The sequence below is a fragment of the Aliirhizobium sp. YIM B11859 genome, from assembly GCF_057163345.1.
On sequence record NZ_JBXHAY010000006.1, the window covers coordinates 101360 to 126156 of the forward strand.

Annotated in this window: 25 protein-coding genes; 11 read left to right on the forward strand and 14 right to left on the reverse strand. The window is 60.1% G+C overall.

Features of this window, described 5'->3' with window-relative positions; genetic code table 11:
- The first annotated feature begins 51 nt into the window (after nt 1-51).
- The 3 genes from AC2GXZ_RS21915 to AC2GXZ_RS21925 are packed head-to-tail and all read left to right on the forward strand — an operon-like array spanning nt 52 to nt 2335.
- On the forward strand, nt 52-408 hold the full coding sequence (locus AC2GXZ_RS21915; RefSeq protein ID WP_483761619.1) for a CidA/LrgA family protein: 357 nt from the start codon (nt 52-54) through the stop codon (nt 406-408).
- Entirely contained in the window at nt 405-1109 is a 705-nt protein-coding gene (locus tag AC2GXZ_RS21920) for an LrgB family protein (RefSeq protein ID WP_483761337.1), read from the forward strand. Before AC2GXZ_RS21915 ends, AC2GXZ_RS21920 begins: the two co-directional genes overlap by 4 nt.
- A gap of 35 nt (nt 1110-1144) precedes the next feature.
- Nucleotides 1145-2335 carry an ROK family protein gene (locus tag AC2GXZ_RS21925; RefSeq protein WP_483761338.1) on the forward strand — a complete coding sequence of 397 codons (1191 nt, stop codon included), beginning with the start codon at nt 1145-1147 and terminating at the stop codon, nt 2333-2335.
- A 4-nt stretch (nt 2336-2339) separates the two neighbouring features.
- Here AC2GXZ_RS21925 and AC2GXZ_RS21930 read toward each other — a convergent pair whose 3' ends face one another.
- Entirely contained in the window at nt 2340-2528 is a 189-nt protein-coding gene (locus AC2GXZ_RS21930) for a hypothetical protein (protein WP_483761631.1), read from the reverse strand.
- On the opposite strand from AC2GXZ_RS21930, the gene AC2GXZ_RS21935 reads away from it, so the two are divergent.
- On the forward strand, nt 2442-3509 hold the full coding sequence (locus AC2GXZ_RS21935; protein ID WP_483761620.1) for a branched-chain amino acid aminotransferase: 1068 nt from the start codon (nt 2442-2444) through the stop codon (nt 3507-3509). The two genes, AC2GXZ_RS21930 and AC2GXZ_RS21935, sit on opposite strands and share 87 nt — an antisense overlap.
- Nucleotides 3472-4371, forward strand: a complete 900-nt coding sequence (locus AC2GXZ_RS21940; RefSeq protein ID WP_483761339.1) for a PhzF family phenazine biosynthesis protein — start codon at nt 3472-3474, stop codon at nt 4369-4371. The genes AC2GXZ_RS21935 and AC2GXZ_RS21940 overlap by 38 nt, the downstream gene beginning before the upstream one ends.
- Before the next feature lie 41 nt (nt 4372-4412).
- On the opposite strand, the gene AC2GXZ_RS21945 is transcribed toward AC2GXZ_RS21940, so the two are convergent.
- The 6 genes from AC2GXZ_RS21945 to AC2GXZ_RS21970 form a co-directional block, all read right to left on the reverse strand.
- A complete protein-coding gene (locus AC2GXZ_RS21945; RefSeq protein ID WP_483761340.1) occupies nt 4413-4820 on the reverse strand; it encodes a hypothetical protein in 408 nt (135 codons plus the stop codon).
- Between the two features lie 63 nt (nt 4821-4883).
- Nucleotides 4884-5588 (reverse strand): SDR family oxidoreductase, encoded by a 705-nt coding sequence (locus AC2GXZ_RS21950; RefSeq protein ID WP_483761341.1) that lies wholly within the window; start codon nt 5586-5588, stop codon nt 4884-4886.
- 43 nt (nt 5589-5631) lie between these two features.
- Nucleotides 5632-6624, reverse strand: a complete 993-nt coding sequence (locus tag AC2GXZ_RS21955) for an NADPH:quinone reductase (protein ID WP_483761342.1) — start codon at nt 6622-6624, stop codon at nt 5632-5634.
- A gap of 125 nt (nt 6625-6749) precedes the next feature.
- Nucleotides 6750-7895, reverse strand: a complete 1146-nt coding sequence (locus AC2GXZ_RS21960) for an enolase C-terminal domain-like protein (protein ID WP_483761343.1) — start codon at nt 7893-7895, stop codon at nt 6750-6752.
- Nucleotides 7896-7996: 101 nt separating this feature from the next.
- A complete protein-coding gene (gene dapA, locus AC2GXZ_RS21965) occupies nt 7997-8884 on the reverse strand; it encodes a 4-hydroxy-tetrahydrodipicolinate synthase (RefSeq protein ID WP_483761344.1) in 888 nt (295 codons plus the stop codon).
- A 42-nt stretch (nt 8885-8926) separates the two neighbouring features.
- Entirely contained in the window at nt 8927-10183 is a 1257-nt protein-coding gene (locus AC2GXZ_RS21970) for an NAD(P)/FAD-dependent oxidoreductase (RefSeq protein ID WP_483761345.1), read from the reverse strand.
- A 425-nt stretch (nt 10184-10608) separates the two neighbouring features.
- Here AC2GXZ_RS21970 and AC2GXZ_RS21975 point away from each other — a divergent pair, with 425 nt between their 5' ends.
- Together AC2GXZ_RS21975 and AC2GXZ_RS21980 are read left to right on the forward strand one after the other, a co-directional pair.
- Nucleotides 10609-11730 (forward strand): pyridoxal phosphate-dependent aminotransferase, encoded by a 1122-nt coding sequence (locus AC2GXZ_RS21975; protein WP_483761346.1) that lies wholly within the window; start codon nt 10609-10611, stop codon nt 11728-11730.
- A gap of 74 nt (nt 11731-11804) precedes the next feature.
- Nucleotides 11805-12659, forward strand: coding sequence for a fumarylacetoacetate hydrolase family protein (locus tag AC2GXZ_RS21980; protein WP_483761347.1), 855 nt, complete (start codon nt 11805-11807; stop codon nt 12657-12659).
- A 133-nt stretch (nt 12660-12792) separates the two neighbouring features.
- Here the strand turns inward: AC2GXZ_RS21980 and AC2GXZ_RS21985 are convergent, their stop codons facing one another.
- The 3 genes from AC2GXZ_RS21985 to AC2GXZ_RS21995 all read right to left on the reverse strand — a co-directional run bounded on the left by AC2GXZ_RS21985 (nt 12793) and on the right by AC2GXZ_RS21995 (nt 16214).
- Complete coding sequence (locus AC2GXZ_RS21985) at nt 12793-14220, reverse strand: MFS transporter (RefSeq protein WP_483761348.1); 1428 nt, start codon at nt 14218-14220, stop codon at nt 12793-12795.
- A 111-nt stretch (nt 14221-14331) separates the two neighbouring features.
- Complete coding sequence (locus AC2GXZ_RS21990) at nt 14332-15156, reverse strand: transporter substrate-binding domain-containing protein (RefSeq protein ID WP_483761349.1); 825 nt, start codon at nt 15154-15156, stop codon at nt 14332-14334.
- Between the two features lie 65 nt (nt 15157-15221).
- Nucleotides 15222-16214, reverse strand: a complete 993-nt coding sequence (locus AC2GXZ_RS21995) for a 2-hydroxyacid dehydrogenase (RefSeq protein ID WP_483761350.1) — start codon at nt 16212-16214, stop codon at nt 15222-15224.
- A gap of 193 nt (nt 16215-16407) precedes the next feature.
- Here AC2GXZ_RS21995 and AC2GXZ_RS22000 point away from each other — a divergent pair, with 193 nt between their 5' ends.
- Complete coding sequence (locus tag AC2GXZ_RS22000; RefSeq protein ID WP_483761351.1) at nt 16408-17658, forward strand: NAD(P)/FAD-dependent oxidoreductase; 1251 nt, start codon at nt 16408-16410, stop codon at nt 17656-17658.
- 103 nt (nt 17659-17761) lie between these two features.
- On the opposite strand, the gene AC2GXZ_RS22005 is transcribed toward AC2GXZ_RS22000, so the two are convergent.
- The 3 genes from AC2GXZ_RS22005 to AC2GXZ_RS22015 all read right to left on the reverse strand — a co-directional run bounded on the left by AC2GXZ_RS22005 (nt 17762) and on the right by AC2GXZ_RS22015 (nt 20261).
- Nucleotides 17762-18544 (reverse strand): amino acid ABC transporter ATP-binding protein, encoded by a 783-nt coding sequence (locus tag AC2GXZ_RS22005; RefSeq protein ID WP_483761352.1) that lies wholly within the window; start codon nt 18542-18544, stop codon nt 17762-17764.
- Nucleotides 18544-19206 (reverse strand): amino acid ABC transporter permease, encoded by a 663-nt coding sequence (locus AC2GXZ_RS22010; RefSeq protein ID WP_483761353.1) that lies wholly within the window; start codon nt 19204-19206, stop codon nt 18544-18546. Before AC2GXZ_RS22010 ends, AC2GXZ_RS22005 begins: the two co-directional genes overlap by 1 nt.
- A 191-nt stretch (nt 19207-19397) precedes the next feature.
- Nucleotides 19398-20261 carry a transporter substrate-binding domain-containing protein gene (locus AC2GXZ_RS22015; protein ID WP_483761354.1) on the reverse strand — a complete coding sequence of 288 codons (864 nt, stop codon included), beginning with the start codon at nt 20259-20261 and terminating at the stop codon, nt 19398-19400.
- A gap of 601 nt (nt 20262-20862) precedes the next feature.
- Between AC2GXZ_RS22015 and AC2GXZ_RS22020 the strand changes: the two genes are divergently transcribed.
- The 3 genes from AC2GXZ_RS22020 (at nt 20863) to AC2GXZ_RS22030 (ending at nt 22883) form a co-directional block, all read left to right on the forward strand.
- On the forward strand, nt 20863-21612 hold the full coding sequence (locus tag AC2GXZ_RS22020; RefSeq protein ID WP_483761355.1) for an aspartate/glutamate racemase family protein: 750 nt from the start codon (nt 20863-20865) through the stop codon (nt 21610-21612).
- 51 nt (nt 21613-21663) lie between these two features.
- Nucleotides 21664-22005, forward strand: a complete 342-nt coding sequence (locus AC2GXZ_RS22025) for a hypothetical protein (RefSeq protein WP_483761356.1) — start codon at nt 21664-21666, stop codon at nt 22003-22005.
- A gap of 194 nt (nt 22006-22199) precedes the next feature.
- Nucleotides 22200-22883: a GntR family transcriptional regulator gene (locus tag AC2GXZ_RS22030; RefSeq protein WP_483761357.1), complete on the forward strand. Its 684-nt coding sequence runs from the start codon at nt 22200-22202 to the stop codon at nt 22881-22883.
- A 750-nt stretch (nt 22884-23633) separates the two neighbouring features.
- Here AC2GXZ_RS22030 and AC2GXZ_RS22035 read toward each other — a convergent pair.
- The gene (locus tag AC2GXZ_RS22035) at nt 23634-24662 is read right to left on the reverse strand and encodes a LacI family DNA-binding transcriptional regulator (protein ID WP_483761358.1); all 1029 of its coding nucleotides are present in this window, start codon (nt 24660-24662) and stop codon (nt 23634-23636) included.
- Nucleotides 24663-24797: the final 135 nt, after the last annotated feature.

A 24797-nucleotide genomic window follows, 5' to 3' on the forward strand; every position in this document is an offset into this window, starting at 1 on the left:
GCTAGGTTTGATCGATAATGCGAGGAAGACCCATTGATTTTCGGGTTTGGAGTGCTGCTGCTGTTTCAGCTTACGGGTGAAATCATTTCCTTCGCGACGGGAGGGAGCTTGCCGGGGCCAGTAGTCGGCATGGCGCTATGTGCTGCCGCTGCGGTCATATTTTCGCGATATGCAGGCGCCCGTCCGGCGGTTGAAAAGACCGGTTCAGCCGCCGACGCACTTCTCGCCAATCTCGGTATCCTCTTCGTCCCTGCGGGCGTCGGCATTATGCAGCATCTGGATCTCGTGCTCGATCAGGGCGTCGCGCTCGCCATTGTTCTCATCGTCTCCACGATCATCACCCTGATGGCGACGGTCTGGACTTTTCTCGCTGTCAAACGGCTTGTTGACCGGGGTATCCGGTCGTGATCGCCGCGCAGAGCCTCTGGGTCTATCTCGCCGCGTCGCCGCTTCTCTGGTTGACGGCGACAGTCGTCGCCTGGCTGATCGCCCATGCGATCGCCCGGCGCAGCAATCACCACGCCCTCGTCAACCCGGTGCTCATCGCGGTGATGGCCGTGGTGGTTGCGCTCGAAGCTGCGGGGATCGACTATCCGACCTATTTTGCAGGTGCCCAGTTCATCCACTTCCTGCTTGGTCCTGCAACTGTCGCCCTGGCGATCCCGCTCTACAGGCGCATCGATCTGGTCCGGGCGAACCTTCTGCCTATCCTCGCTGCGCTTGCCGTCGGCTGCGTCACGGCGGTCGTCAGCGTCGTAGCCCTCGGCCACTTCGCAGGCTTTCCGGATATCGTCATCGCATCGCTCTCGCCGAAATCCACCACGGCGGCCGTTGCCATGGCAATCTCCTCGGCACATGGCGGCGATGCCGCGCTGACTGCCGGATTGGTCATCCTGACCGGCATCATCGGCGCGATCGTCGTCACCCCGCTGATGAACGCAATGAAGATCACCGATTACAGCGCGCGCGGGTTTGCCGTCGGCCTCACGTCGCATGGCATCGGAACGGCGCGCGCCTATTCGGTCGATCCAACGGCCGGACTGTTCGCCGGGGTGGCGATGGCGTTGAATGCGGTGGCAACGGCCTTGGTCGTCCCGCTTTTTCTATGATATCTGGTGCTATTTGAGGCCATTGGAGCCGTTTGATGTCGATGCCCCGTGCCGTCAGGCACATTAATGAAATCCGCGTTCTAGAGACAGTCTTTCGCCATCGGCGGATCAGCCGTGCCGGCCTCGCGCGTGAACTGAGCCTGACGCGCTCCACCGCGAGCAGCATCGTGGCCGGTCTCGTCGATGAGGGGCTGCTGGTCGAGGATATCTCGGAAGAAGACAAAGGCTCGAAGACCGGGCGCCCCGGAACCTTCGTGCGCCTCAATGCCGCACACGGCCTGTTCATTGGCGCCGATATCGGCGTCGGCCGCACGAGCATCGTCGCGCTGGACATGGAGGCCGAGGTGGTGGCCGAACTGCACCAGTCTTTCGAGGCGACCGAAGCAACGCCAGAAAGCGCCACGACGCAGCTGGCGGCCTCGGTCAGCAAAGTCATCGGCGATCTGCCAGACTATCAGATCCGCGGCGTCTGCGTCACTGTACCGGGCATCATCGATCACCAAGGCATTGTCCTGCGGGCGCCCATTCTCGGATGGCGCGACGCACCCGTCCTGCCGATGCTGCAGCGCATGCTTGCAGATGTTCCGCTGCTGACGGCAGAAAACGACGCGAATGCCTTTGCGATGGCTGAACTATACCGCGCGGGAAGCGCGGCGCCGGAGAGCGCAGTCTACATCTTTATCGATGCGGGCGTTGGCGGCGCGATCGTCAGCGATGGCGAAATTGTGCGGGGGCACAACGGTTATGCGGGCGAACTCGGCCATATGATTGTCGGCGATGCCGGCTTCGTCGAACTCGCGACCCTGCCAGGGTCCTTCGAAAGTTTCGTTGGACGCAACGCCGTGCTCGCACGGCACGGGTTCCATGGTGGCAGCTCCGGCAGCTTTGACAGCTTTGTCGAAGCTGCAAAGCGGAGCGAGCCTGCCGCGCTCGCCACACTTTCGGACTGGTCCCGCTATCTCGGGCGCGGACTTGCGACATTGACTAGCATCCTCAATCCGCAAAAGATCGTGCTGGGAGGACCGGTCGCGTCACTGTTTTCGCTTTGTCCCACAGATGTGATGGCCAGCGTGGCGAAAAACCTGATCCCGGAACATCCGGTCCCGGAGATTGCGCTGTCGTCGCTGGGGATAGATGGTCCTGCCCGGGGTGCCGCCTCGCTGCTTCATCGGCGAATGCTTTCTGTCGATCAGAACCTGGTCTTTCGCGGGCTGCGAACCGAATGACCCCTTAGCCGGCTTGCCAGAAGCCGGCACATCCGAAAATACCGATATCAAACATGACTGAGGCCTCAAATAGATGAATACCCCATCTGCATTTCATGACATTGCCATTGAATTCCATGATTCCCCCGTCTCCGACGCCGATCGCGCCCTTGCGCTGGAAACTCCCGGTTTCGGCAAGGTGTTCACTGATCACATGGTTCTCGCCCGCTGGTCGGCAGATAAGGGCTGGCATGACGCAAAGGTCACCCCGCGCCGCCCGCTGCAAATCGATCCGGCGAGCGCTGTGCTCCATTATGCGCAGGAAATCTTTGAGGGTATGAAGGCGTACAAGACCGGTGACGGCCGCGTACTGCTGTTCCGGCCAGAAGAGAACGCGCGTCGTTTTGCCGATTCGGCCGCCAGGATGGCAATGCCGCCGGTCCCGGAAGATCTTTTCATCAAGGCCGTCGAGGAACTGGTCCGGATCGACAAGGCATGGATTCCGTCTGGTGATGCCAGCCTGTACCTGCGTCCGTTCATGTTCGCCAACGAAGCATTTCTCGGTGTGCGCCCTGCGCAGGACTACGTCTTCTGCGTCATCGCCTCCCCCGCCGGCTCCTATTTCAAAGGCGGCAGCAAACCAGTCTCCGTCTGGGTGGAAACCGGATTTACCCGCGCGGCGAACGGCGGCACCGGTGCGGCAAAATGCGGCGGAAACTATGCGGCAAGCCTCGTAGCACAGTCGGAGGCGGCGAAGCGTGATTGCGACCAGGTGGTCTTCCTGGATGCGGCCGAGCACCGCTGGGTCGAGGAACTCGGTGGCATGAACGTGTTCTTCGTCATGAACGACGCGACACTGGTCACCCCGATGCTTGGTGGCACCATCCTGCCGGGTATCACGCGGGCCTCGGTCATCGCACTCGCCAAGGAGCGCGGCCTGAAAGTCGACGAGCGGCGCTACTCGTTTGCTGAATGGCAGGCGGACGCGGCAAGCGGTAAGCTAAATGAAGCCTTCGCCTGCGGAACGGCGGCAGTTCTTGCCGGGATCGGCCTTGTGCGCCACATGGAAGGTGAATTCACGATCGGCAACGGCGAGACGGGGCAGCTCACCAACGAGCTTCGCAACGAACTGGTCGGTCTGCAGCGCGGCGCAACGAATGATGCGCGTGGCTGGACTCGATCCGTGGCGGTCTGAAAACGGCTTTACGCTCCGACAAACGAAAATCCGCGCGGCAAGGAATGCTGCTCGGGCGATATGCGCAGGAAACGATATGAAACTCACCATCAAGCAGATCGACGCTTTCACCGACGTCGTCTTTAGCGGCAACCCGGCGGCTGTATGCGGCCTTGAGGAATGGCTGCCGGACGATATGATGCAGGCGATCGCGGCCGAGAACAATCTGTCCGAAACGGCCTACTACGTCCGTCGCGGTCGCGACACCTTCGATCTGCGCTGGTTCACCCCGGCGGTCGAGGTCGATTTGTGCGGACACGCCACGCTGGCGACGGCCTGGGTCATTTTCGATGAAATCGCGGATGCGCCCGATGTGCTACGGTTCTCCACCCGTAGCGGCGAATTACGTGTCAAGCGCGCCGCAAAGGGTCTTTCAATGGACTTTCCGCAACGCCCGCCCGTGGCGATCGATCCGCCTGAGGGCTTGTTGGAAGCGCTCGGACTGACCGCGGGCATCGTTCTGGAGGCAGATTACTATATTGTCGTCGTCAGCCACGAGGATATTGTCCACGACCTTGATCCCGATTTCGCCGCTCTCGCCGAAATTCCTAAGGGCGGCATCGCCGTCACAGCTCCCGGTAAGGATCACGACATCATCGCGCGTTTCTTCGCGCCGCGGGTCGGCGTCAACGAGGATCCGGTTACCGGTTCAGCCTATACGTCGCTGGCGCCATACTGGGCGGAACGTCTCGGCAAGCCCATCCTGACGGCGCAGCAGGGCGGCAAACGGAAGGGGCGCCTGACATGCGAGGTCGTGCCGGGCCGCGTTATTTTGAACGGCGAAGCGGTGCAGTACCTGTCGGGGACGATCGAGATCCGATGAGGTTGTGGGGGGCCTTCGTCGTTCGGGCTTCCCTTACATCCCTATCCGGAATATCCCGATATAACCTTGAAAGCCGCACGACGTGCTTCGGGATTGTCCGAACACGCGGCCTTGCAGGTTATGAGAAGCGATTCAAAACGGATCGCAAGGTGGAGATGATCGCCGATGCCCAGACCCGCGCCGGTCTGGTTGGATAGGGATCCGAAGAACGGTCGGCGAAGGCCATCGACATCCAGTGACACCACTATATTCCACGTGTAGGCCTCGATGGCCGATATGATGCCGGTCACGACATCCGTTCCACGGCCGGATACCCGCGTCAGCGCATCGGGCGGAATGCTGAGATGGGCCGGCCCGACCGGAACGGAAAGTGGCATTCTGACAAACACACTGGGGCTGATGAACAGCCCAGGCTGGTGAACTCTGCCTTCGATGATGTTGGCGTCCAAAGCGGCCTCGATACGGCACGGATCCGGCCGCTTGGGCCAGAACCCTGTTTGTCAAACGGATACTTAGACCGAACGGGCCAGCCCGCCATCGACCCTCAGATTCTGGCCGGTGATATAGCCGCTGTCGTCCGACAGCAGGAATGCGGCGACCTTGCCAATTTCGCCGACCGTGCCTTGTCGGCGCATCGGGATACGGGACGTCAGTGTCGGTATCTCTTTCAGACTGTCGATAGAGCCCGGCAGGAGATTGTTCATGCGGATGCCGGCTGCGGCATACTGGTCCGCATAGAGCTTGGCGAAGGACGCAAGCCCCGCCCTCAGCACGCAGGACATCGGGAAGATCAGCTCGGGCTCGAGCGCCGCATAGGTCGACAGATTGACGAACGCGCCCTTGCCCTGTTTTTCCATGATCGGCGTGACGAGCTTGGACATGGTGATGACGCTGCGCAGCACCATGTCGAAGCCTGCCTGCCACTGGGCGTCGTCGAATTCGAGCAGCTTGCCCTTCGGCGGATGGCCGGAGCCGTTAAAGACGCCGTCGATGCGACCATAGCGATCCATGGCAAGTTCTACGAGCTTTTCCATATCGCCGCGTTCGGTAATCGAGCCGCTCATCCCGACCCCGCCCAACTCCTGCGCGAGGTCGATGCTTCGGTCGGAGGGCGACATCAAAGCCACCTTCCAGCCATTGGCGGCAAGCTCCCTGGCCACCGCAGCACCCATTCCGCGGCCGGCGGCCGTTACGATTGCAACGCGATTGGTTTCCATGGAACTCGCCTTTCTCTGTTTTTAGTTCGTGGTCGTCGGAAGTTTAGGTCAGCAGGACGATCTTGCCGGTGCCGCCCAATTCGACCGCCTCATGCGCCTTGACGATCTCCTCCAGAGGATAGCTCTGACCGAGGTCATGCGTAAGGGTGCCGTTCTCGATCGCCGCGTTGATGGCCTTTGCAGCCGCATCGTGAGCCGCTTCGGACATGGTGAAGACCAGAGCAAAACGAACCGTCGAGTTGAGCCCGACCAGACCCCAGTAGGGGATCTGCGGATGGGCGTCGGCATCGCTGGAATACGTCGCAACAATACCGTCGACATTCAGGGTCTTGATGATGAGCGGAAGGTTCTCGCTGAACGCCACTTCGATGAACCGGTCGATCCCGCGGCCGTCCTTGTCGCCGGTGAACTTGGCGATCTCGGCGGCAACGTCCGAATTCTTGCGGTCAATGACCAGATCGGCACCGGCTGCCCTAGCGGATGCGATGTTGCGCTCGCCAGACGCCGTGGTGATGACCGTCGCGCCGCTCATCTTGGCGAACTGGATGGCGTAGCGGCCAACCGCGCCGGCACCGCCGGAAACGAAGACAGTCTTGCCTTCAACCGAGCCATCTGCAAGCACGCAGAAATGGGCGGTCATGGCCGGAATGCCGAGGCAGGCGCCTTCCTCGAAGGTCGCCGATGCCGGCAGCTCGACCGCGGTGCGGGCCGGGATGACGACATATTCGGCGGACGAGCCGAACGGTCCCGTCAGCTGCGCTTCGTAGAACCAGACGCGCTGGCCGATGCGGTGGGCGTCTTCTGGCGAACCGACCGCCTCGACCACGCCTGCACCGTCATGGTTAGGGATGACGAGCGGGAACGGCATGACGAAGTTGTTGCGGGCGCCACCGCGATCCTTCGTGTCGGACGGGTTGATGCCCGATGCGTGCACGCGGATAAGCAGTTCACCCGGACCGGCGACCGGCTTTGGCTGTTCGCCAATCTGCAGGACTTCGGCTGCGGGACCTCGTTTGGTGTACCAGGCGGCTTTCATGGATAGTCTCCTTCGTTATGGACTGATGGCATCAGGCGATGCCGCAGATCGGGTGGCAATGTGGCTGGCCGGAACAGGGAGCCCGCGCGGACATGCCGCCTTCTGCTCTCCGACAATTCGGCCAGCTAATGGGCGGTCATCGATCTCAGCTTCTGTTCGTCGACCGTGATGCCGAGGCCCGGCCCCGTCGGAACCTTGACCTTGCCGTTTTTGACCGGGAACGGAGTGGCCAGCACATCGTCGGCCAGGTAATAGGTCGGCTGGTAATATTCGCATCCGAGCGTGATGGCGGGAGCAGTCGCCGCCAGAAGCGTTCCGGCGGTGCTAGCGACGCCGCTTTCGAGCATGCTGCCCGCATAGCAGGCGATCCCGCTCGCGGCGGCGATGCTGCAAATCTCCTGCGCTGCAAAAATCCCGCCCGCCTTCATCGCCTTGACGGCAAACGCTGATACGGCGCGCTTTTCCGCAAGACGCGCCGCGTCAGCCGGCGAAAACAGTGCCTCGTCCGCCATGATCGGCGTGTTCAGGGACGCCGCCAGATGCGCCAGCACATCAATGCGCTCGAGCGAAACCGGCTGCTCGATGAAGCCGAGACCGAAGCCGTCGATGTCGCGCAACTGTCTCAGTGCATTGGAAGGGTGAAGCGCCTGATTGTAATCGACACGGACGCTTGCATCCTCTGGCAGCACGGTCATCAGCTTTTCCAGCCGCTGAAGGTCGTTGCGGTGGTTCGAGAAGCCGGTCTTGACCTTGAAGATGCGGATGCCGTCAGCGACAAGCTCCGGCGCCAGCTCCAGGTCGGCGTTGAAATCGGGGTTGGCGATCGAGAAGCTCAGCGGAATCTCGTCCCTGACCTGTCCGCCGAGAAGGACCGAGGCCGAGACGTTCAACTGTTTGCCCATGACGTCGAGCAGCGCCATCTCGACGGCCGCCAGCGCTGCCGATGAATGGGCGAGCTGGCGCTTACACGCGGCGACGAGGCTGCGCGGCGAGACAAGCGAGGCATTCAGCAGCAGAGGCTTGAAGAAGTTCTCCAGCGCATCCTGCGAGGCCTTTGCCGAGCCCGTCACCGGTGCCCAGGGCGCCGCCTCGCCCCAGCCGGTCACGCCGCTGTTGGTCGTCAGCTTGACGAACACCGAGATCGTGTCACCGCCGACGTCGCCCAATCCCTGGGAGTGAACGGCGCGAAGACCGATGCGGACGGGAATGACTTCGACATCGACGATGCGCACGGAGCCCAGATCCGATCGGTTTAGGGTGTCAGCCGCCATTTCTGCTCGAACCTCGTTGAATGGGCCGCACCGCTGCCGTGACGAAACGGTGGCGGTGCGGATAGTTGATCCCCGCTTGCGCGGCGGCGATTTTTGAAGTCTTAGGGCTGCGCCGGAATCTCGATCCCGGCGTTGATGATGGCGTCGCACAGCGTGGCTTTCGATGCTTCCGTCATCTCCCGCAACGGCGAACGCACTTCCGGCGACATGAAGCCGAAAAGGCTGAGCGCGTATTTCAGCGGCACGGGGTTGGTCTCGATGTAGAGCGTCTGGAGCAGCGGCGCCAACTTGAGGTAGAGTTCCTGCGCACGCGCCTGTTTATTGTCGCGCCAGCTTTCCACCATCTCCTTGAGGACCTTGGGCGCAAAGCAGCCGACACCGGAATAGATGCCGGCGCCGCCGGCCATCATGAACGACATGGCAGTCGGCTCGTCGCCGCTCAGCTGGAAGAACTCGGCCGGAACGAGCGAATTGAGCATCAGAGTGCGGCGAAGGTCGGGGTTCGATTCCTTCAGGCCAACTATGTTTTTTTCTTCGGACAAGCGGACGATTGTGTCGATTGAGATATCGACGCCGACGCGCGAAGGGTTGTTGTAGAGGATGATCGGAACATCGACCTCGTTTGCGATCTGCTTGAAATGATGGTACAAACCGTCCTGCGTCGGCCGGTTATAATACGGAGCGACGATCAGCACTTCATCGGCGCCGTGCTTGACGGCAAGCTTTGTCGCGTCGATCGTGTCCTTGGTGGAGCTGGTGCCGGTTCCTACGCTCACCGGAATGCGCCCGCCGGCGACTTCCATGGTGACGGCAAGAACGCGCTCGAATTCAAGATCCGTCAGCGTCGGTGTTTCGCCAGTGGAGCCAAGGATCAGAACACCATGCATGCCTTCCGTCGCCTGGAAGTCGACCAGCCGACGGAGGCCAGCTTCGTCCAACTCGCCGTTGACGAAAGGAGTGGGAAGAGGAGCAATACAGCCCTTGAACATGGCAAATCCTTATCTGAAGTTGTGTTTTGACTGACTTTCGTATCAATTGAAGCGCGTCAGCTGGTAGGGGCTGACGTCAATCTCGGGTACCCGACCGGCGGCGATATCGGATATGATCCGCCCGGTGATCGCGGCCGTTGCCAGACCGATATGATCGTGTCCAAAGGCAAAGTGCAGACCGCCGCCACCTGGATGGACGCCGATCATCGGCATGGAGTCCGGGAAGGAAGGCCGCTCGCCCATCCATTTGCTGACGGCCTTTACCTCGAGGCCTGGCAGGACGGCCCGCGCATGCGCCACCAGCTGCTCGCATCGCTGATATCGCGGCGGCGCCGTGCGGCCGGAAAATTCGGAAATCCCAACGATCCGCAAGCCTTCTTCCATCGGCGTAAGGCCGATCGAGCGGTTTGCCGAAGCGATCGCGGTCTTCACCTCGATACCCGGTTCGGCGATCATCGCGTGATAGCCGCGCTCGGCTTCAAGAGGCACCTTGATGCCCGTGGCTTCCGCCAGATGGCGCGAACCGATGCCGGCAGCGATCACCGTCACGTCGGCGCTCGCCTTGCCACCAGCTTCGAGAACAACCTGCGTCTTTCCGTCCGCAAGCGTGATGCTCCTCACTGCATCGGTGAGGAACCGGCCGCCCTTTTCGACGAAATCCGCGAGAATGGATTGCGACAGACGAAGCGGGTTGACGGCTTGCACGGCATTGGGGATCAGCATCGCCTTGGCAATGCCCTTCGCCAGCGCAGGTTCGACCTCGCGCGCCTCGTTGCCGCTGATGACCTCGAGCGGCACGCCGAGGTTCCGGCGGATGGAGTTTGCGTAGTCGGCGGTGCGGAAACCTTCTTCGCTTTCCCAGACATAGAGAAAGGGCTTGCGCCGCAGCAGTTCGGCCTTCGGCGCTTCAGGCAGGATGTCGTCATAGGCCGCGACGGCGCGCGACAAAAGCGCATGGCGGCCAGCTGCGATCTCCCGGACGCGGTGATCGCGGCCGGCTGCCGCAAAGCGACCAAGCCACGGCGCCACGCGGGGCAGATGCTTCCAGCTGATGGTAAGCGGCCCCTGTGGATCGAGGAGCATCTTCGGCACCTTTGCGATCAGGCCAGGCATTGAATGCGGAACGGCTGAAGAGACCAGAAGATTGCCGCCATTTCCGAAAGATGCGCCATGGCCCGGTTCTGCACGGTCTATCAGGGTGACCGAGAACCCCTGTCGCTGCAGATAGGCTGCGCAGCAAATACCGACGAGCCCTGCTCCCACGACCAGAGCTGTTTTTGAATTGTCGACGTTAGACATTTGGGTAGGCCGTCCTGAAGTAAACATTCGGCTGCCACCCCCTCGGAATGGCCTGGGACGGGCCAACATTCCATAGGCCGCGTCCTCTATGTCCTTTGCATACTGTCCACGTCTTTCGCTGTCAAACAAAAACACTTGCGATCGTGACGCGGGATGCTCCGACGCGCCGCGATTTGATCGCGAGGCGGCTGTGCAAAAGAAGGAGAGTTTTATGGATAAATGCCGAAATACAGCCTTTTTAGGCGTAATTCTAGACAAGCACCTGCCTCTAGCGGTCCTCTGACCGGTGTCCATTCACGCGAAAAAGAAAATATTGAATAGATGTCCATTGCATACAAAAACTAATTGGTTCATTCTTGACCTCATAAACAGGAGCCTTGCTTATGACAGCCTCACGACGTTCTTTTTCCGATCGGGTCAACTCGATGCCAAGATCTGCCATCCGCGAGGTCATGGCGCTGGCCGCCCAGCAGAAGGATGTGATCCATCTCGAAGTCGGTGAGCCGGACTTCGATACGCCACAGCATGTGGTGGAAGCGGCATGCGCCGATCTGAAGGCGGGCTGGACCCGCTATACCCCCAATGCTGGCATCCCTACCCTCCGCGCCGCCATTGCCAAGCGCGTCGCGGAAAAATCAGGCCGCGATTGCAGCCCGGGCCAGGTGGTCGTGACGACGGGTGCGATCGGCGCTCTCTTTACCGCAATCACCACGATCACTAATCCCGGCGATGAAATCCTCATCCCCGATCCGGGCTGGCCGAACTATGCGAGCATCGTTCACATGAACGGCGCGGTCGCCGTTCCCTATGTCATGACGGCGGAAGAGGGTTATCTTCCCAATATAGAGGCCATCGAACGACAGATCGGCCCGAAGACCAAAGCCATTCTGGTCAATTCGCCGAGTAACCCCACAGGGGCAATCTTCTCCGCGGATCTCGTCGCGCAGATCGGCAAGCTGGCCGAAAAATACGGCATCTACATCATCAGTGACGAGATTTACGAAGACATCGTCTTCGAAGGCCAGCATCACTCTCTCGCCAGTCTGCCATGCAGCGACCGTGTGTTCATCGTCTCGGGCGTCTCCAAGTCCTATGCGATGACCGGCTGGCGCCTGGGGTATCTGATCTGCCCGGAAGATCTTGCCGATGCCGCGGCCAAGCTTCAGGAGCCGATCACCTCTTCTGCATCGACCATCGCGCAAAGGGCGGCCGAGCACGCGATATCGGGCCCGCAGGATTGCGTCACGCAGGGCCGGGACATCTTCAAGCGCCGCCGCGACATTGCCGTTTCGGTGTTCGAAGGCACCGGCCTCATGCCGCTCACCCCGCAGGGGGCGTTCTACGCCTTCATCCGTAAGGGCGATCTCCACAAGACATCGATGGACTTCTCAAAAGGCCTCCTCGTTGATCTGGGCGTAGCGACAGCGCCGGGCTCGACATTCGGCGCAGCGTCCGATGGCTTTGTCCGCATCGCCTACACGATCGCCGACGAACAGCTTCGGGTAGGTCTGCTGAAACTGCGCGACTACGCGCTGAGATCTGCATAACGCGGCTTTCGCGTGTTGCTTTTGTCGCGGCCCGGCATCGTGGATGCCGGGCGCAATCTGCAAGGAGACGAACATTGAAACTCGTGCGTTTTGGTCCCATCGGCGGCGAGCGCCCCGGCGTGATCGACAGCGCCGGCAAGATCAGGGATCTTTCTGGCGTCGTTAAGGACATAGACCCGGACTGCCTCGGCCCCGACGCGATCGGCAAGCTGGCGGCGGTCGATTTCGCAAGCCTGCCGATCGTGGACAATCCGTCACGGCTGGGCGTGCCCTTTGCCGGCACCGGCAAGTTCATCGCCATCGGCCTCAACTATTCGGATCATGCGGCGGAAGCCGGAATGCCGGTTCCGAAGGAGCCGATCATCTTCACCAAGGCGATCAGCTCGATCAGCGGACCGAACGACGACGTGCTGATGCCGCGTGGATCGACAAAAATGGACTGGGAGATCGAGCTCGGCATCGTCATCGGCGCCAAGGCCGCCTATGTCTCGCCGGAAGAGGCCGAGGACTACATCTGCGGCTATTGTCTAGTCAACGACGTCTCCGAGCGCGAATATCAGCTCGAGCGGGGCGGCACTTGGGACAAGGGCAAGGGCTGCGACACGTTTGGCCCTGTCGGCCCCTGGCTGGTTACGAAGGATGAAATTGCCGACGTGCAGTCGCTATCCATGGCGCTGTCGGTCAACGGCGTTCGCAAGCAGACGGGCAATACGTCAACGATGATCTTCGATGTCAAGACGCTCGTCAGCTACGTCAGCCGGTTCATGACGCTCTATCCGGGCGATATCATCGCCACCGGCACGCCTCCGGGCGTCGGCATGGGTCTCAAGCCTCAGCCGGAGTATCTCCGCGATGGCGACATCATGGAATTGATCATCGAAGGTCTCGGCCAGCAGAAGCAGCGCGTCACGGCACCGACGGTCGACTGACGACAAGACGACAAGGCTCCAGCTGTTGTTCAGCGTTTTGTCCGGCGTGTTCGAGGTGGCCCAACCTGCCCCGAGCGCGCCGGCTTTTTTTTAACCGGATCGTCGTCGGGATCATTTTCCTGTCGATGGCGATCTATCGGCGAAGCGATCTCGGCTTAAGCACGACGGTCGCGAACATCGCAAGCCCGCAGGAGAGCGCGGCGAGTTCGAATATCCCTGACATCGAGGCGCTAGAAGAAGATCCTACGCCGGCTTCACCGGCTCCGACAACAGGGGATAGCAGCGCTCCGGCTAGCGCGAGCCCGATACTGCCTCCGAAGGAACGGGCAAGGGAGATCGCGGCCGTCGCCCTCCCAAGCTGCGGCAAGCTCACCTCGTTTTGCACGGCAACCATCATCGGCGGCGTGCAAAAGCCAAAGCCCAACCCGGCAACGAAGATGGTAGCGACGAACAGCGTGTATCGATTTCCGGAAAAAATCACGTCCATACCCAGCGCGACAAGGCAGCAGGCGATTGCGGCGACGGTTGTGCCGGTCACCGCTACGGCCTTGTAATTGCCGGTTCTGGCAATGTAACGAGACGAAAGGGCCTGGCCCAGAACCGTTCCGAGCGTGAGCGGGACCAGCAGCATCCCAGCGGCCTGAACCGTGACCGCCGGGTCTTGCTGCAGAACAAGCGGCAGCATGGTGATCATCGTCGTTTGCGCGCCGAAGGCGAGAAAGGATGCGCATATCAGAAGACTGACCGCAGGTGTCCGAAGCAGGCGATAGGGCAGGAAGGGCGATGCGTTCGGCATGTCCATAGCCAGGAAGCACACCGTGCTCGCGAGGAAGCCCGCCAGCACCATGCCCTGGCTTACGCCGGCCATCCACGGGCTGAAGCTGTGAAAATCGATGAGGATCGTTGCCTGAAGAACCGAAAGAGAAAGCAGGAGACCTCGCGGGAGGCTAATGCTGAGGTGGGTATTGTGCCGGATGCTGGGAAGATAGCGCCAAAGCGTAACGGCAGCTGATATGCCGAGCAGGGCACTCAGCAGAAACACGAAACGCCACGACAGATAGGTCGTGAGCGCCGCTCCCAGCAGAGGGCCCGCGATCACTGCCACGCCGCAGACGAGACTGATATAGGAGATGTAGTAGGCGCGCTGGCGGGGAGAAACGATATCGCCCAGTGCCGCGTGGCTCAGCGAAAGAACTCCCCCGCTGCCCAATCCCTGCACGACGCGGGAGGAAAGCAAGGACGCTTCGCTGTCCGAGGAGGAGCAGCCGATGCAGCCGAGCGTGAAGAGGCCGAGCGAAAAAAGCAACACGGCTTTGCGTCCGAGACCGTCGCTTACGTGTCCGACAACCGGGATCGCAACGGTCGAGGCGGTGACATAGCATAGCATCAGCCAGTTCGGGGCGACGCCGCCGACGGCACGCGATATCTTGGCCGCCGCAACGGAGACCATGGTCTGGTCGAGCGCGACGAGGAACATGCAGAGCGTGATGCCAACGATGGCGCCGATCACCGCTTTTCCGGCTACAGCGGCTGGCGGCCCCGAGAATGTCTGCTTGTTCAATGTCGTCTCAATTCGGTATTTGGCGGCGCGCCCCTCTATAGGGCGGGGACGGAGCCAGCGTATCTCGATGGCGAGGGGCACATCGACAGCGTGCCCCTCGCACCGGTTCGTTTAGAAGCGGACACTATCGGGGATGTTGGTGACCCCGAGCGCGCCGAGATGCTTCTTCAGGCGTGCCTCGTTGTAGCCGAGCAGGACGTTCCACTCCGACCAGGCCTGAACGAAATTGTGGAATGCGAGATCAGGTTCGCGACGGATACCGGCATAGGACGGAAGAGCGATCTGGGGCGTCGGCATGACGATATTGCCGAGCGACGGGTTCTTTTCCTTGATCGTCAGGGCGCCGATGACCGTAGTCACCATGGCATCCGACCGTCCCGAGCTCACCGACAATGCAGCCTCGGCCGCCTGGGTGAGCTGGATGTGCTGGGCCTCAGGCGTCATCTTTTCGATGATGACCTGATCGGACGTGCCGATGATTCCGGCAATCTTCACGTCCTTCTTGTTGAGATCGTCCCAGGTCTTGCCATCGAATTTCTTGTTATTGAGCGCGTAGTAGATGACGTTGAATGTCGGGCCTGCGAAATCGATCGACAGGGCGCGCGTCGGGGTCGCCTGGAGCGCGAACTGCAGATCGGTCTTTTTCGCTTGGAGGTCGATGACAGCATTGCCCCATGTCGTTTCGACATTTTCGAGCTTTACGCCCAGGACATTCGCCATGTCCTGGGCCATCTCGACCATCGCGCCGGTCCATTGATTGGTCGCGGGATCCCTGTACCAGTAGGGCGGGTACTGGATCACGCCTTGGCGAAGGACCCCGGTGCGCTTGATCTGCTCGAAGGTCGATTCAGCGTGCGACGCGGTCGTCGTTCCGAAAACGACGGCTGCGGCAACAAGCGCCAGCGAAAAAGCCTTCATACGTGTCAAAAGTTTCATGCCTTTGTTCCCTCTTTTTGAGTTTTGCATTGTCTTCGACAACAAGCCGGAATGGCTCGAAGGGGTCAGCGGACGGCGTTGGGCAACGGCTGTCCGGTAAAATGGGCGATAAGGTTTTCGACGGTGCAGTTCGCGATAGCGCCGCGGGTCTCCCAGGTGCCGCTGCCCATTCTCGCCGTCAGGACGACATTCGGCATCTTCTGCAAGGCGGCGGGAACGAAAGGTTCGTCGTCGAAGACATCGAGCCCGGCACCGGCGATGCCGCCGGCGGTCAAGGCCTCGACCAGAGCCGCTTCATCCACTGCGCCGCGGGCGATGGTGACGATACTGCCCTTTGGCCCAAGCGCAGCCAGCACGTCGCGATCGACAATCTTGCGGGTGGCGGCCGACGAACGGCAGGCAACGATGAGAAAATCGACCTTTGTTGCAAGCTCCTGCAGACTTGGAACATAGGTATATCCAGACCCTACCTTCTCCGAAGGTCCCGTATAGGAGACATCCATCTTGAAGGCATGGGCGCGATCGGCGACCTCCCTGCCAATCTTGCCGAGGCCGACAACGCCGACTTTCTTGCTCGTCAGCCCCGTTCCCAGCGGCATGGCGCCATTCGGCCAGCCGTCGGACCGCACGAACCGGTCGCATTCGGTGATCCGGCGTACGAGGCTCAGAAGCAGGCCTATCGCCTGATCCGCAACATCGTCGGCCGAAAGCGTGGGTGTGTTGGTAATCCGGATTGAACGCTCCGCCGCCGCGGCCTTGTCGATCTGATCGATATGCGCGCCGGCATTGGCGACGATTTCGAGATTGGGCAGGCTGTCCATCAGTTCCGCGCTGATCCTGACGGCAGTCGTGGTCGCGATCGCCCTGATGCGGGGTGCGATTTCGCGAAAGCGCTCGGCACTGAGTTCCGGGTAGTAATGCACTGAAAACGACCGATCCAGAGGCTCGCGGATCGGCAATGCGATGGAGGGCGCATCAATCAACAGAACTTCGGCAAGTGTGCCGGAAGCGGCCGTTTTCGTGATCGCGGCGCCTTCGCCGGAAGCGATTGCTGACATGAACGCAGGCCTTTCATTATGAACATTGTCTACACTACTCATGTAGACATAATTTACGCAAGACTCATTTTCGTGATTCTCCATCGAAACACTTTATGCGTCGATATGCCTGCTAGCTAAGCGAAAAGCACTTGGTGTGGTTCGAAACGTATGCGTATATTGTGTCTACAATCCACATTAAAATGGGAAGAATATGAAGCGCAAAGTGGTCGTCATCGGAGCCGGGATCGTTGGAACGTGTTGCGCGCTCTATCTGCAACGGGAAGGTCTGGACGTCACAGTCATCGACCGGGGCAATCCCGGCGAGGAATGCTCGTTTGGCAACGGAGGTCTGTTCGGCTATTCTTCATGCGTGCCGCTGTCGATGCCGGGAATCTGGAAGAGGACCCCGAACCTTCTGCTCGACAAGGACGGCCCGCTGTCGATCCGCTTCTCGGAGCTTTCGACGACGATTCCGTGGCTCCTGGGGTTCCTAAGGTCAAGCGCGGTCGGGCGCGTCGAGGATATCGCAAGAGCCCGCCACTCCCTGCTGACCCGCATCAACGCAGCCTATGATCCTTTGATTGCAGATGCCGGTGCGCAGGATCTCGTGGTTCATAACGGCTTTCTCTACGTCTATGAGAGCGCTTCGAGCTTCGAGCGCTCGAGTTTCGCCTTCGATCTGCGCCGCCGAATGGGGGTGCAGATGGAATTCCTCAACGGCAATGAAGCCCGCGATCTCGAACCGGCGCTCAATGGCAATGTCGTTTCGGCTGTCCTGGCGAACGAAGCACGGAACGTGGTCAACCCTTTGCGGTTCACGCAGACACTGATGAAATCCTTTACCGACAAGGGCGGCAAATTCCTGCGCGATACCGTCGCCACCATCTCCTTCGATGGAACCGGTGCGCCTGTGGTCAGGGGGCAGACAGGCAGTTATGCAGCTGATCAAGTCGTGATCGCCGCCGGCGCCTGGTCGCGGTCGCTGGTGAAGGACATGGGCCTTTCGCTTCCCCTGGCGGCCGAGCGCGGTTACCATCTGATGTTCCCCAACGCTTCCGGCGTGGTCAGCAGGCCGATCGTCTCGGGAGACCGGTTTGTGTCCGCGACGCCGATGGAACTTGGCCTGCGCGTTTCCGGCATCAGCGAGTTCGCTTCGCTGGACGCGCCGGCCAATGCGGGACGGTGGATGCAGCTCACACGGTCGATCAAGGAATTCCTGCCCGGTACGGACGTCGGGCAAGAGCGGACCTGGATGGGGTCGCGGCCGTCGTTTCCCGACTCCAAGCCAGTGATCGGCTCGATGCCGACCCGCCCGAATGTGCTGCTGGCCTTCGGCCACGACCATATCGGACTGGCAACGGCCGCAATCACCGGAAAGCTCGTCGGTCAGATGGCGACCGGCGCTGCGACCGATATCGATGTTGCTCCCTTCAGCCCGTCGCGCTTCCGCAGCGCCGCCTGAACGGGGACGGCAACTCGGGATGCCGATCTGCCGATGAAATGCAGGTGCCACCCGTTTGACCGGGTGGCACCTTTTTTAACCGAGTGATTGCCGTGAATGGTCTTCAGGCTCTGTCGCGACGCTCGTGAAAGCCCTGAAGGAACGACCGGGTCGCCTCGACTTTGGGATTCTCGATCACCTGCGACGGCGGGCCGCTTTCGACAATGACGCCGTCCCTCATGAACACGATCTGGTCGGCGACATCACGGGCAAACCCGATCTCGTGGGTGACCAGCACCATGGTCATGCCATCATTGACCAGACCACGGATGACGTTTAGCACCTCGCCGACCAGCTCCGGATCGAGAGCCGAGGTCGCCTCGTCGAACAGCATGACGCTCGGCTTCATTGCGAGAGCCCTAGCGATCGCCACACGCTGCTTCTGGCCGCCCGAAAGCCGGTTCGGATAGCTGCCGGCTTTGTCAGAGAGGCCTACTTTACCAAGAAGCGCCCTGGCGATCGCTTCGCACTCTGCGCGAGGGGTTTTCTTGACCGTCCTTGGACCTTCCATGACGTTTTCCAGAACCGTCATGTGCGGGAAGAGGTTAAAATGCTGGAACACCATGCCGGTATTGGCGCGGAACTTGGCAAGATCCTTGTTGCCCGGGACCTTGTTCTTGCCGCCGAAGCCGAAGGCGTGGTTGCCAATCCGGATCGAGCCGCCATCGGGCATGAAAAGCAGGTTCATGCAGCGCAGCAAGGTCGATTTCCCCGATCCAGACGGACCGATGATGGCAGTGACCGAGCCTTCGTTCAGCGTGAGCGATACCGACTTGAGGACTTCGAAATCACCGAACCGCTTCATCAGTTCGGTAATCTGGATTTTTGGTTCTCCACTCTGGGTCATTAGTTGCTCTCCGAAAGGCGCTTTTCAATTTGCTGAACCGCAACTGTCGCCGGGAAGAGGACGACAAAATAGATGACCATGATGAGGGTATAGACCTCAAGCGGGCGGTACGTGTCATGCGCAACGACCTGACCCTGATAGAGAAGATCAGCCACGGCAACGGTCGATAGCAGCGACGTATTCTTGAATTGCATGATGCACTGGCTCATCAGCGGCGGGATCATGCGCTTGAACGATTGCGGCAGAACAATGCGGCGCATCGACTGCATTGGCGTCATGCCAAGAGCGAGGCCTGCTTCCGTCTGCCCCACCTCGATCGAGCTGATGCCGGCACGGATGATTTCTGCGAAGAAAGAGCCGCCATAGAGGCTCAGAGAAATGATGCCCGCGGTGGTGGCGGAAAGCTCCAGACCCGTCAGTATCGGCAGCGCGTAGAAGATCCACACGAGTTGTACCAGTACGGGCGTGCAGCGGAAGAATTCCACATAGGCCCTCGAAAGGATGCGAAGAACGGCGAACCGCGACAATCGGAGGATGCCCATGACCAGTCCGAGCGCCAGTCCAAAGACGATGATCGCGATCGTAAACAGAAGGCTGACACCAAGCCCCTCAAGAAAAAGGAACCTATAGCTCCAGAGAAATGCAAAATCCCATTGGTACATCGCGAAGGATCCTTACCATCACACCACGTCCCCGAGCCTCTGCGAGTCCTGGCGCGTGGCGAACAAACTCAAATCGATAGAAAATACCTTCCCCGGGCGAGAGCAAGGAAGGAGATTCCAGATAACGCGGTTAATGCCGGCAGCCGCGCTCTTATCGGGCGTCTGCCGGCCTCCGTGATCCGGTAGCCAGATCAGATCGGCAGATCCTTGGGCCAGTCGGCTTCGCTCAAGCCCATCAGGCTCAGGCTCGCCAGAGTCTGGCGGCGCAGGTAGCCATTGCCGCGATTGTAGCGGATCCAGTAGTTCAGGTAGTCGCGGAAGGTCTTGTCCTGTTCGCGGGCGATGCCGCCCGACGATTCCGAAACGTAGCGAGGCGTCGGAACGACGAGCTTGCCGAGACTCGGCACCTTGTGAAGCGTGTTCATGGCGGCGAGAATGGTGATGGGCTGCACGTCGGCGCGGCCGCTCTGCAGCGCGGTCGTGGCTTCGTCGACGGACTGGAAGCGCATGATATTGGCGTTGGGGCAATAGGCCGCGACCGCCGCATCATGGCTGGAGCCGGCATCGACTGCAATCCGGACCTCGGGCTTGTTCACGTCGTCCCAAGTCACGACGTTGCGGTCGCTCTTGGTCAGGATGGCCATGTAGCTGTTGGAAACGGAATCGCTGAAATCGATCGAAAGAGCACGCTTGGGCGATGCTGTCAGACCGAAGAACACGTCGATCTTGCGCGCCTGGATATCGAGGACGCCGTTGCCCCAGGTGGTTTCCACCGGCACGAGTTCGGCCTCGAGGTCCTCTGCGAGTTTCTTGGATACCTCGTAGAAAAGGCCTTTCCATTCGCCGGTCCGGATATCCCGAAGGTAGTAGGGTGCGCCGCTCGGGACAACGCCGACACGGAGCTTCTTGGTGCGCCGGATGCGATCCCAGGTGGATTCGGCGTCGGGGGCCGTCTGCGCATGAACTTCGGCAGAGGGAACCAAGAGGGAGGCTGCGGCGATCCCTCCGGCTGCGACTGCCGCCATCTGGCGACGAGAGATTATCATTTTATTCATTCTAATTCCCCTTCTTCGTTTCTATGGTGAACTCGCGGGAGTGCGTCTTCAGCAATCGGGCCATACGCCGGACTTCCGCCCATCCAGCTTCTGAGCGTCGGCTGCAGGCTCCCTGTCGGATAGCGCCACTCGTTAAAGGCTGCGCGATCGATCGGCACCGGGCCGTCGATGTTGCAACTGCTGACATGTCGCCTACATCGAGGCGCCATATCCGCTCAAAATCCTCACAGTGAAACTTGATATCACACTTCCCAAAGACGTCAAATGAATTGCGCATTGCATACAAAAGTCAGCGGTTGACGATGGGAGGGGAGCGCCTGATCGGGCGCCGCGATTGTCGGATTCGACCTATCCATCCGGAGCTGGTTGCGACGCAATGAAAATTCTATAAAATACCTTTATAACAGTATGTTAGCGTTAACTTTGCGCTCCGGTTCGGATCGACCGAACGACCATGCGGGTGCTCTTTTTGCCGCAAGGAAACATATTCGAGATGCATCAACTTACTGTTGATTGCATGCAAAAATTCTTGTAGCTTCGGGCTCGTTAGGCATGGTGAGCCTCGCCTCCGCGGGTACACCGAAACGAGATGGCTCGCACAATGAATAGCAGAATAGCCCTTGGCGGAAAAACGGTTTACGGGGCAAGCGTCGGCATCCTGATGCTCGAGACACGGTTTCCGCGCATCCCTGGTGACGTTGGCAACGGGACGACATGGCCGTTCCCTGTGATCTATAAGGTCGTCAAGGGGGCGACGGGGGACAAGGCAACTAGTCTTCGCAAGGAGAATTCGGATCGGGCGATGCTGGATTCATTTCTTGCCGCTGCCAACGAGCTTGTCAGCGAGGGCGCGGACGGCATTACGACGAGCTGCGGATTTCTGTCCCTCTACCAGAAGGAACTCTCCGCCCACAGCAAGGTGCCGGTCGCCACGTCGTCGCTCATGCAGATCGATCTTGCGCAGAAGATCCTGCCGCCCGGCAAGCGGGTGGGTGTCATAACCGCATCCGCCGAGCGGCTGGGAAGCCCGCATCTTCTAGCGGCCGGCGCTCCGGCGGATACGCCGGTGGTCGGCATCGAGGAGGGTGTCGAATTGTGGCCCGCATTGCTTGCCGACAGGGAGGTGCTCGATTGCGCGGCAGCTCTCCAGGACATGCTCGATGCTTCCGACCGTCTTGTGCGGGACAATACTGGGATTGGCGCTATCGTGCTGGAATGCACCAATATGGCCCCTTATTCCCGGTCCATCAGCGCCCGACACAAGATGCCTGTCTTCGACATCTACTCCTTCATCACGTGGTTCCAGTCCGGCCTTTGCCCCAGGGATTTCGGAGGAGTCGCCGCCGGCTGATCCGCGGCGATGCGGTCTGCCGGCTTTCAGGATAAGCGAGCGAGCTTCACGATGTTCATCGAAATCGTCCACTATCGACGCCACGCACGATACGAGCACGGCGGCGCTCAGTTCGTCGAGCTGCTGATCGACCTGCGACTGGGCGCTCCGGGGTTTTTGTATACCTACAACATGATGAACCCCGAGGAACCCGAGATTCTGACCACCCTCACCGCCTGGAGGGCCGAGAGCGATCATTCCTACTTCCACGCAGAGCTGACTAAAGGAAAGCTACCAGAAAGCTGGCATATGTTTACGGAAGTGCGAGAACAAAGTTATCTGGTCACAGCGAATACGAATATGGTGCGTGATGACTGGCTGTCGCCTCGGCTGTCCTGCAGATCGGTCGATTAGGCGATAGATTCCGTGAGATCATACGATACATGACACGCCAGCCTGACCTGCCGTGGCGCAAAGATGAATTGCGGGTATAATTTCGAGGCATTTTTGTCGACCACCGCCAACTTGTGACGGGTAACCGGGTTTCCCGGATTGTGCTGTCCATTGTATGCTCTATATAGACCGAAAGTTAATGCAGGGGATTGCGGATGGATGCCGTAGAGAGACCATTGGGAGACAGGCTTCTCTCTCTCAGAAACATGATCACCGAGGTCATCAGGGAACGAATTATTTCGGGCCATTATGCCAAGGGTGAGCGCCTAGCCGAAATCAAGCTCGCGGATGAATTCAAGGTATCGCGCAATCCCGTCCGGGAAGCGCTTCATTCGCTGCAAGGCGAAGGTCTGGTCGAGTTTGCGCCGCGTCGTGGCGCGATCGTCGCGACTGCAACCGTTCAGGATGCGCATGAGTTCCTCGAGGTTCGGGCCATGATGGAAAGCATCATGGCGAAACTGGCGAGCCGTCGCCGTGATCCTAAGATCATCGAGCAAATGCAGCGGCTGATCAAGGACGGCAATGCCGCGCGCGCCCGCAACAACGTCAAGTCCGTGGCGAAAGCGAACGTCCGCTATCACGAGCTTTTCTCTGAAGCTGTTAAAAACGAAAAGCTGGTCGATCTGATGCGGTCCCTGCGTGACAGGACGAGCGTAGCGACCGGTAAACTCAACACGAACCCCGAAGACATGGCAGCCGACGCCCTGATCAAATGGGATGACCATGCGGCAATCCTGGAGGCGATCATCGCCGGAGACGAGGAGCTCGCAGGCAAGCTAACGGCGCGCCATGTCAGCAAGCTCGGGGCAGAGTATATCGAGCGGAATCTCGGAGCCTGACGTCGATCGACGTCCGGCCTTTAGGGCCCCTGGCCCCGGACCGGGGTCGGAATAAGCACATTCGTCAGAAGCTCTTACGGCACGTCAATCCGACGGATCGCGGCCTGCTCTGGGTATTTTTAGGGATATGGACTACGAGGCATAGCGGCTCGTGGAGAGACAATCGCCACCATACTTGAATGTGGCGGAAGAGGGCTGCTACGATGTCTTCGGCTTGATGGCCGATCGGGACGAGATCGAGCGCTACAAGCAGAAGGCTGTACTTTTGTCGATGGCAGGTCTGCGCAGCGCCTGGAGAAGATCGGGATTGACGGACAGAAAGCTATTCCGCCTTCACCGATCTCGACGACAGCCTTTTCGAGAGAATAGTCGTTGACGTATCGGTTGCGGACAATATTCGCTGCGCCCCGAGTGTCCCGCAAAGCCAACAGGACGAAGGACCGAAACAGCGGTAACGACCACCTTGAGCTTGGATTGGATCACTTTCGCTCCGAACGGACGATGCTCGCTTCGCATGTAGCTGGCGGTGCCGTGATCTAGTTGCCTTATGTCACTAAGGCGGGATTGGGCCGACGCATCTCCATGCTTCGGCCTTCGATTTGCATACCGCCATCCGGGGTTTCGGGCGTCAGCCGACGACGAGACTTTTGCCACCGTGTCGGTCGGCAAGAGCGGCGGAATCAGATTGTGTAACGCATCTCATTATTGAACGCCGATGCGCAGGCGCGGGTCGGAGCCTGTTGCTCGGGTTTAACAATTCTCGCTGGTCAGGACGCTGAACGGAATAATGGTTTGGAAACGCGGCTTCCTTTCGGGGGATGTCGTCAACGAGATCATCGCATCGATCGCCGCTTCCGCGATCTGCTTGACTGGATGATCGAGCGCGAGATCGAGCTGGCCGTCGACGATCGCGGTTCGCGCCTCCTGGCTGAGTTCGGTGGCGATAAAGACGATTTGCCGGCCGGCCTCCTTCGCCAATGCGCGGCTTACGCCGTCGGTGCCTCCGCCCGCGAGGAAGATGCCGGCAAGGTCGTGATGATCACGGAGCAAGTCCGCGGCCACGACCTCTGCCGTACGATCCGACTCGTCGGTCAAGCGGGTATCGAGCACCTTCAGGTGTCTCGCACGGGACCTGACAAAACTCCTGAAGCTCGCCTCTTGCGCCTGCTGACAGAGATAATGTTCGGAGCCAATCAGCATCCCGATCTTGCCTCCGTCACGACAGAGACGATGCATGAACCACCCGGCGGTCCTGCCCAACTGCCAGTCGTTTGCGCCGACGAAGCCTGCACGTTCCGGTGCGGAGACGTCGGAGATCATGCAGACCACGGGCACACCTTTCGCCGAGACGTCTTTGATCGCGGCGTTGACCTGCGGATGATCGATAAACAGCCCGGCAATGGCGTCGCATTCTTCGCCGAGTTCGCGAAGTGTATCGGCCGTTTTCCTTGGGTCCAGATCTTCGATATGGCGCACTAGCGCCTTTCCGTGAACGCCACGGCTACGGGAAATCTGTTCGGCGATTTCGCCGGCGACATTTCTGTAGAGGCTTCTCGTCTGGCTGTTCAACATGAAGCCGAATGTCCGCTCGGGGCCTGTCTCTTTCACCCGTGCCCTGATGGCCTCGACCGCATAGAATCCGATGCGCTCGGCCACAGCGAGTACGTTCTCGACCGTCGTACCCTTGACTGGCCCCCTGCCGCTCATGATCCGATCGATCGTCGAGACGCTCACTTGCGCTTCCCTGGCAAGATCCTGGATGGTGATATGGCGCGCCATGCAAGCAGTCCCGACTTCGTTCGCGGCGCAAGGCCGTGGTTTTGTCCCAGCGAATAAGGTCATTGTTCTAGCAAGGCAACTGCGTCGGCGGGAAGACCGTGGCTGGGCGGATTTCCCTTCATTATGACGGATTGT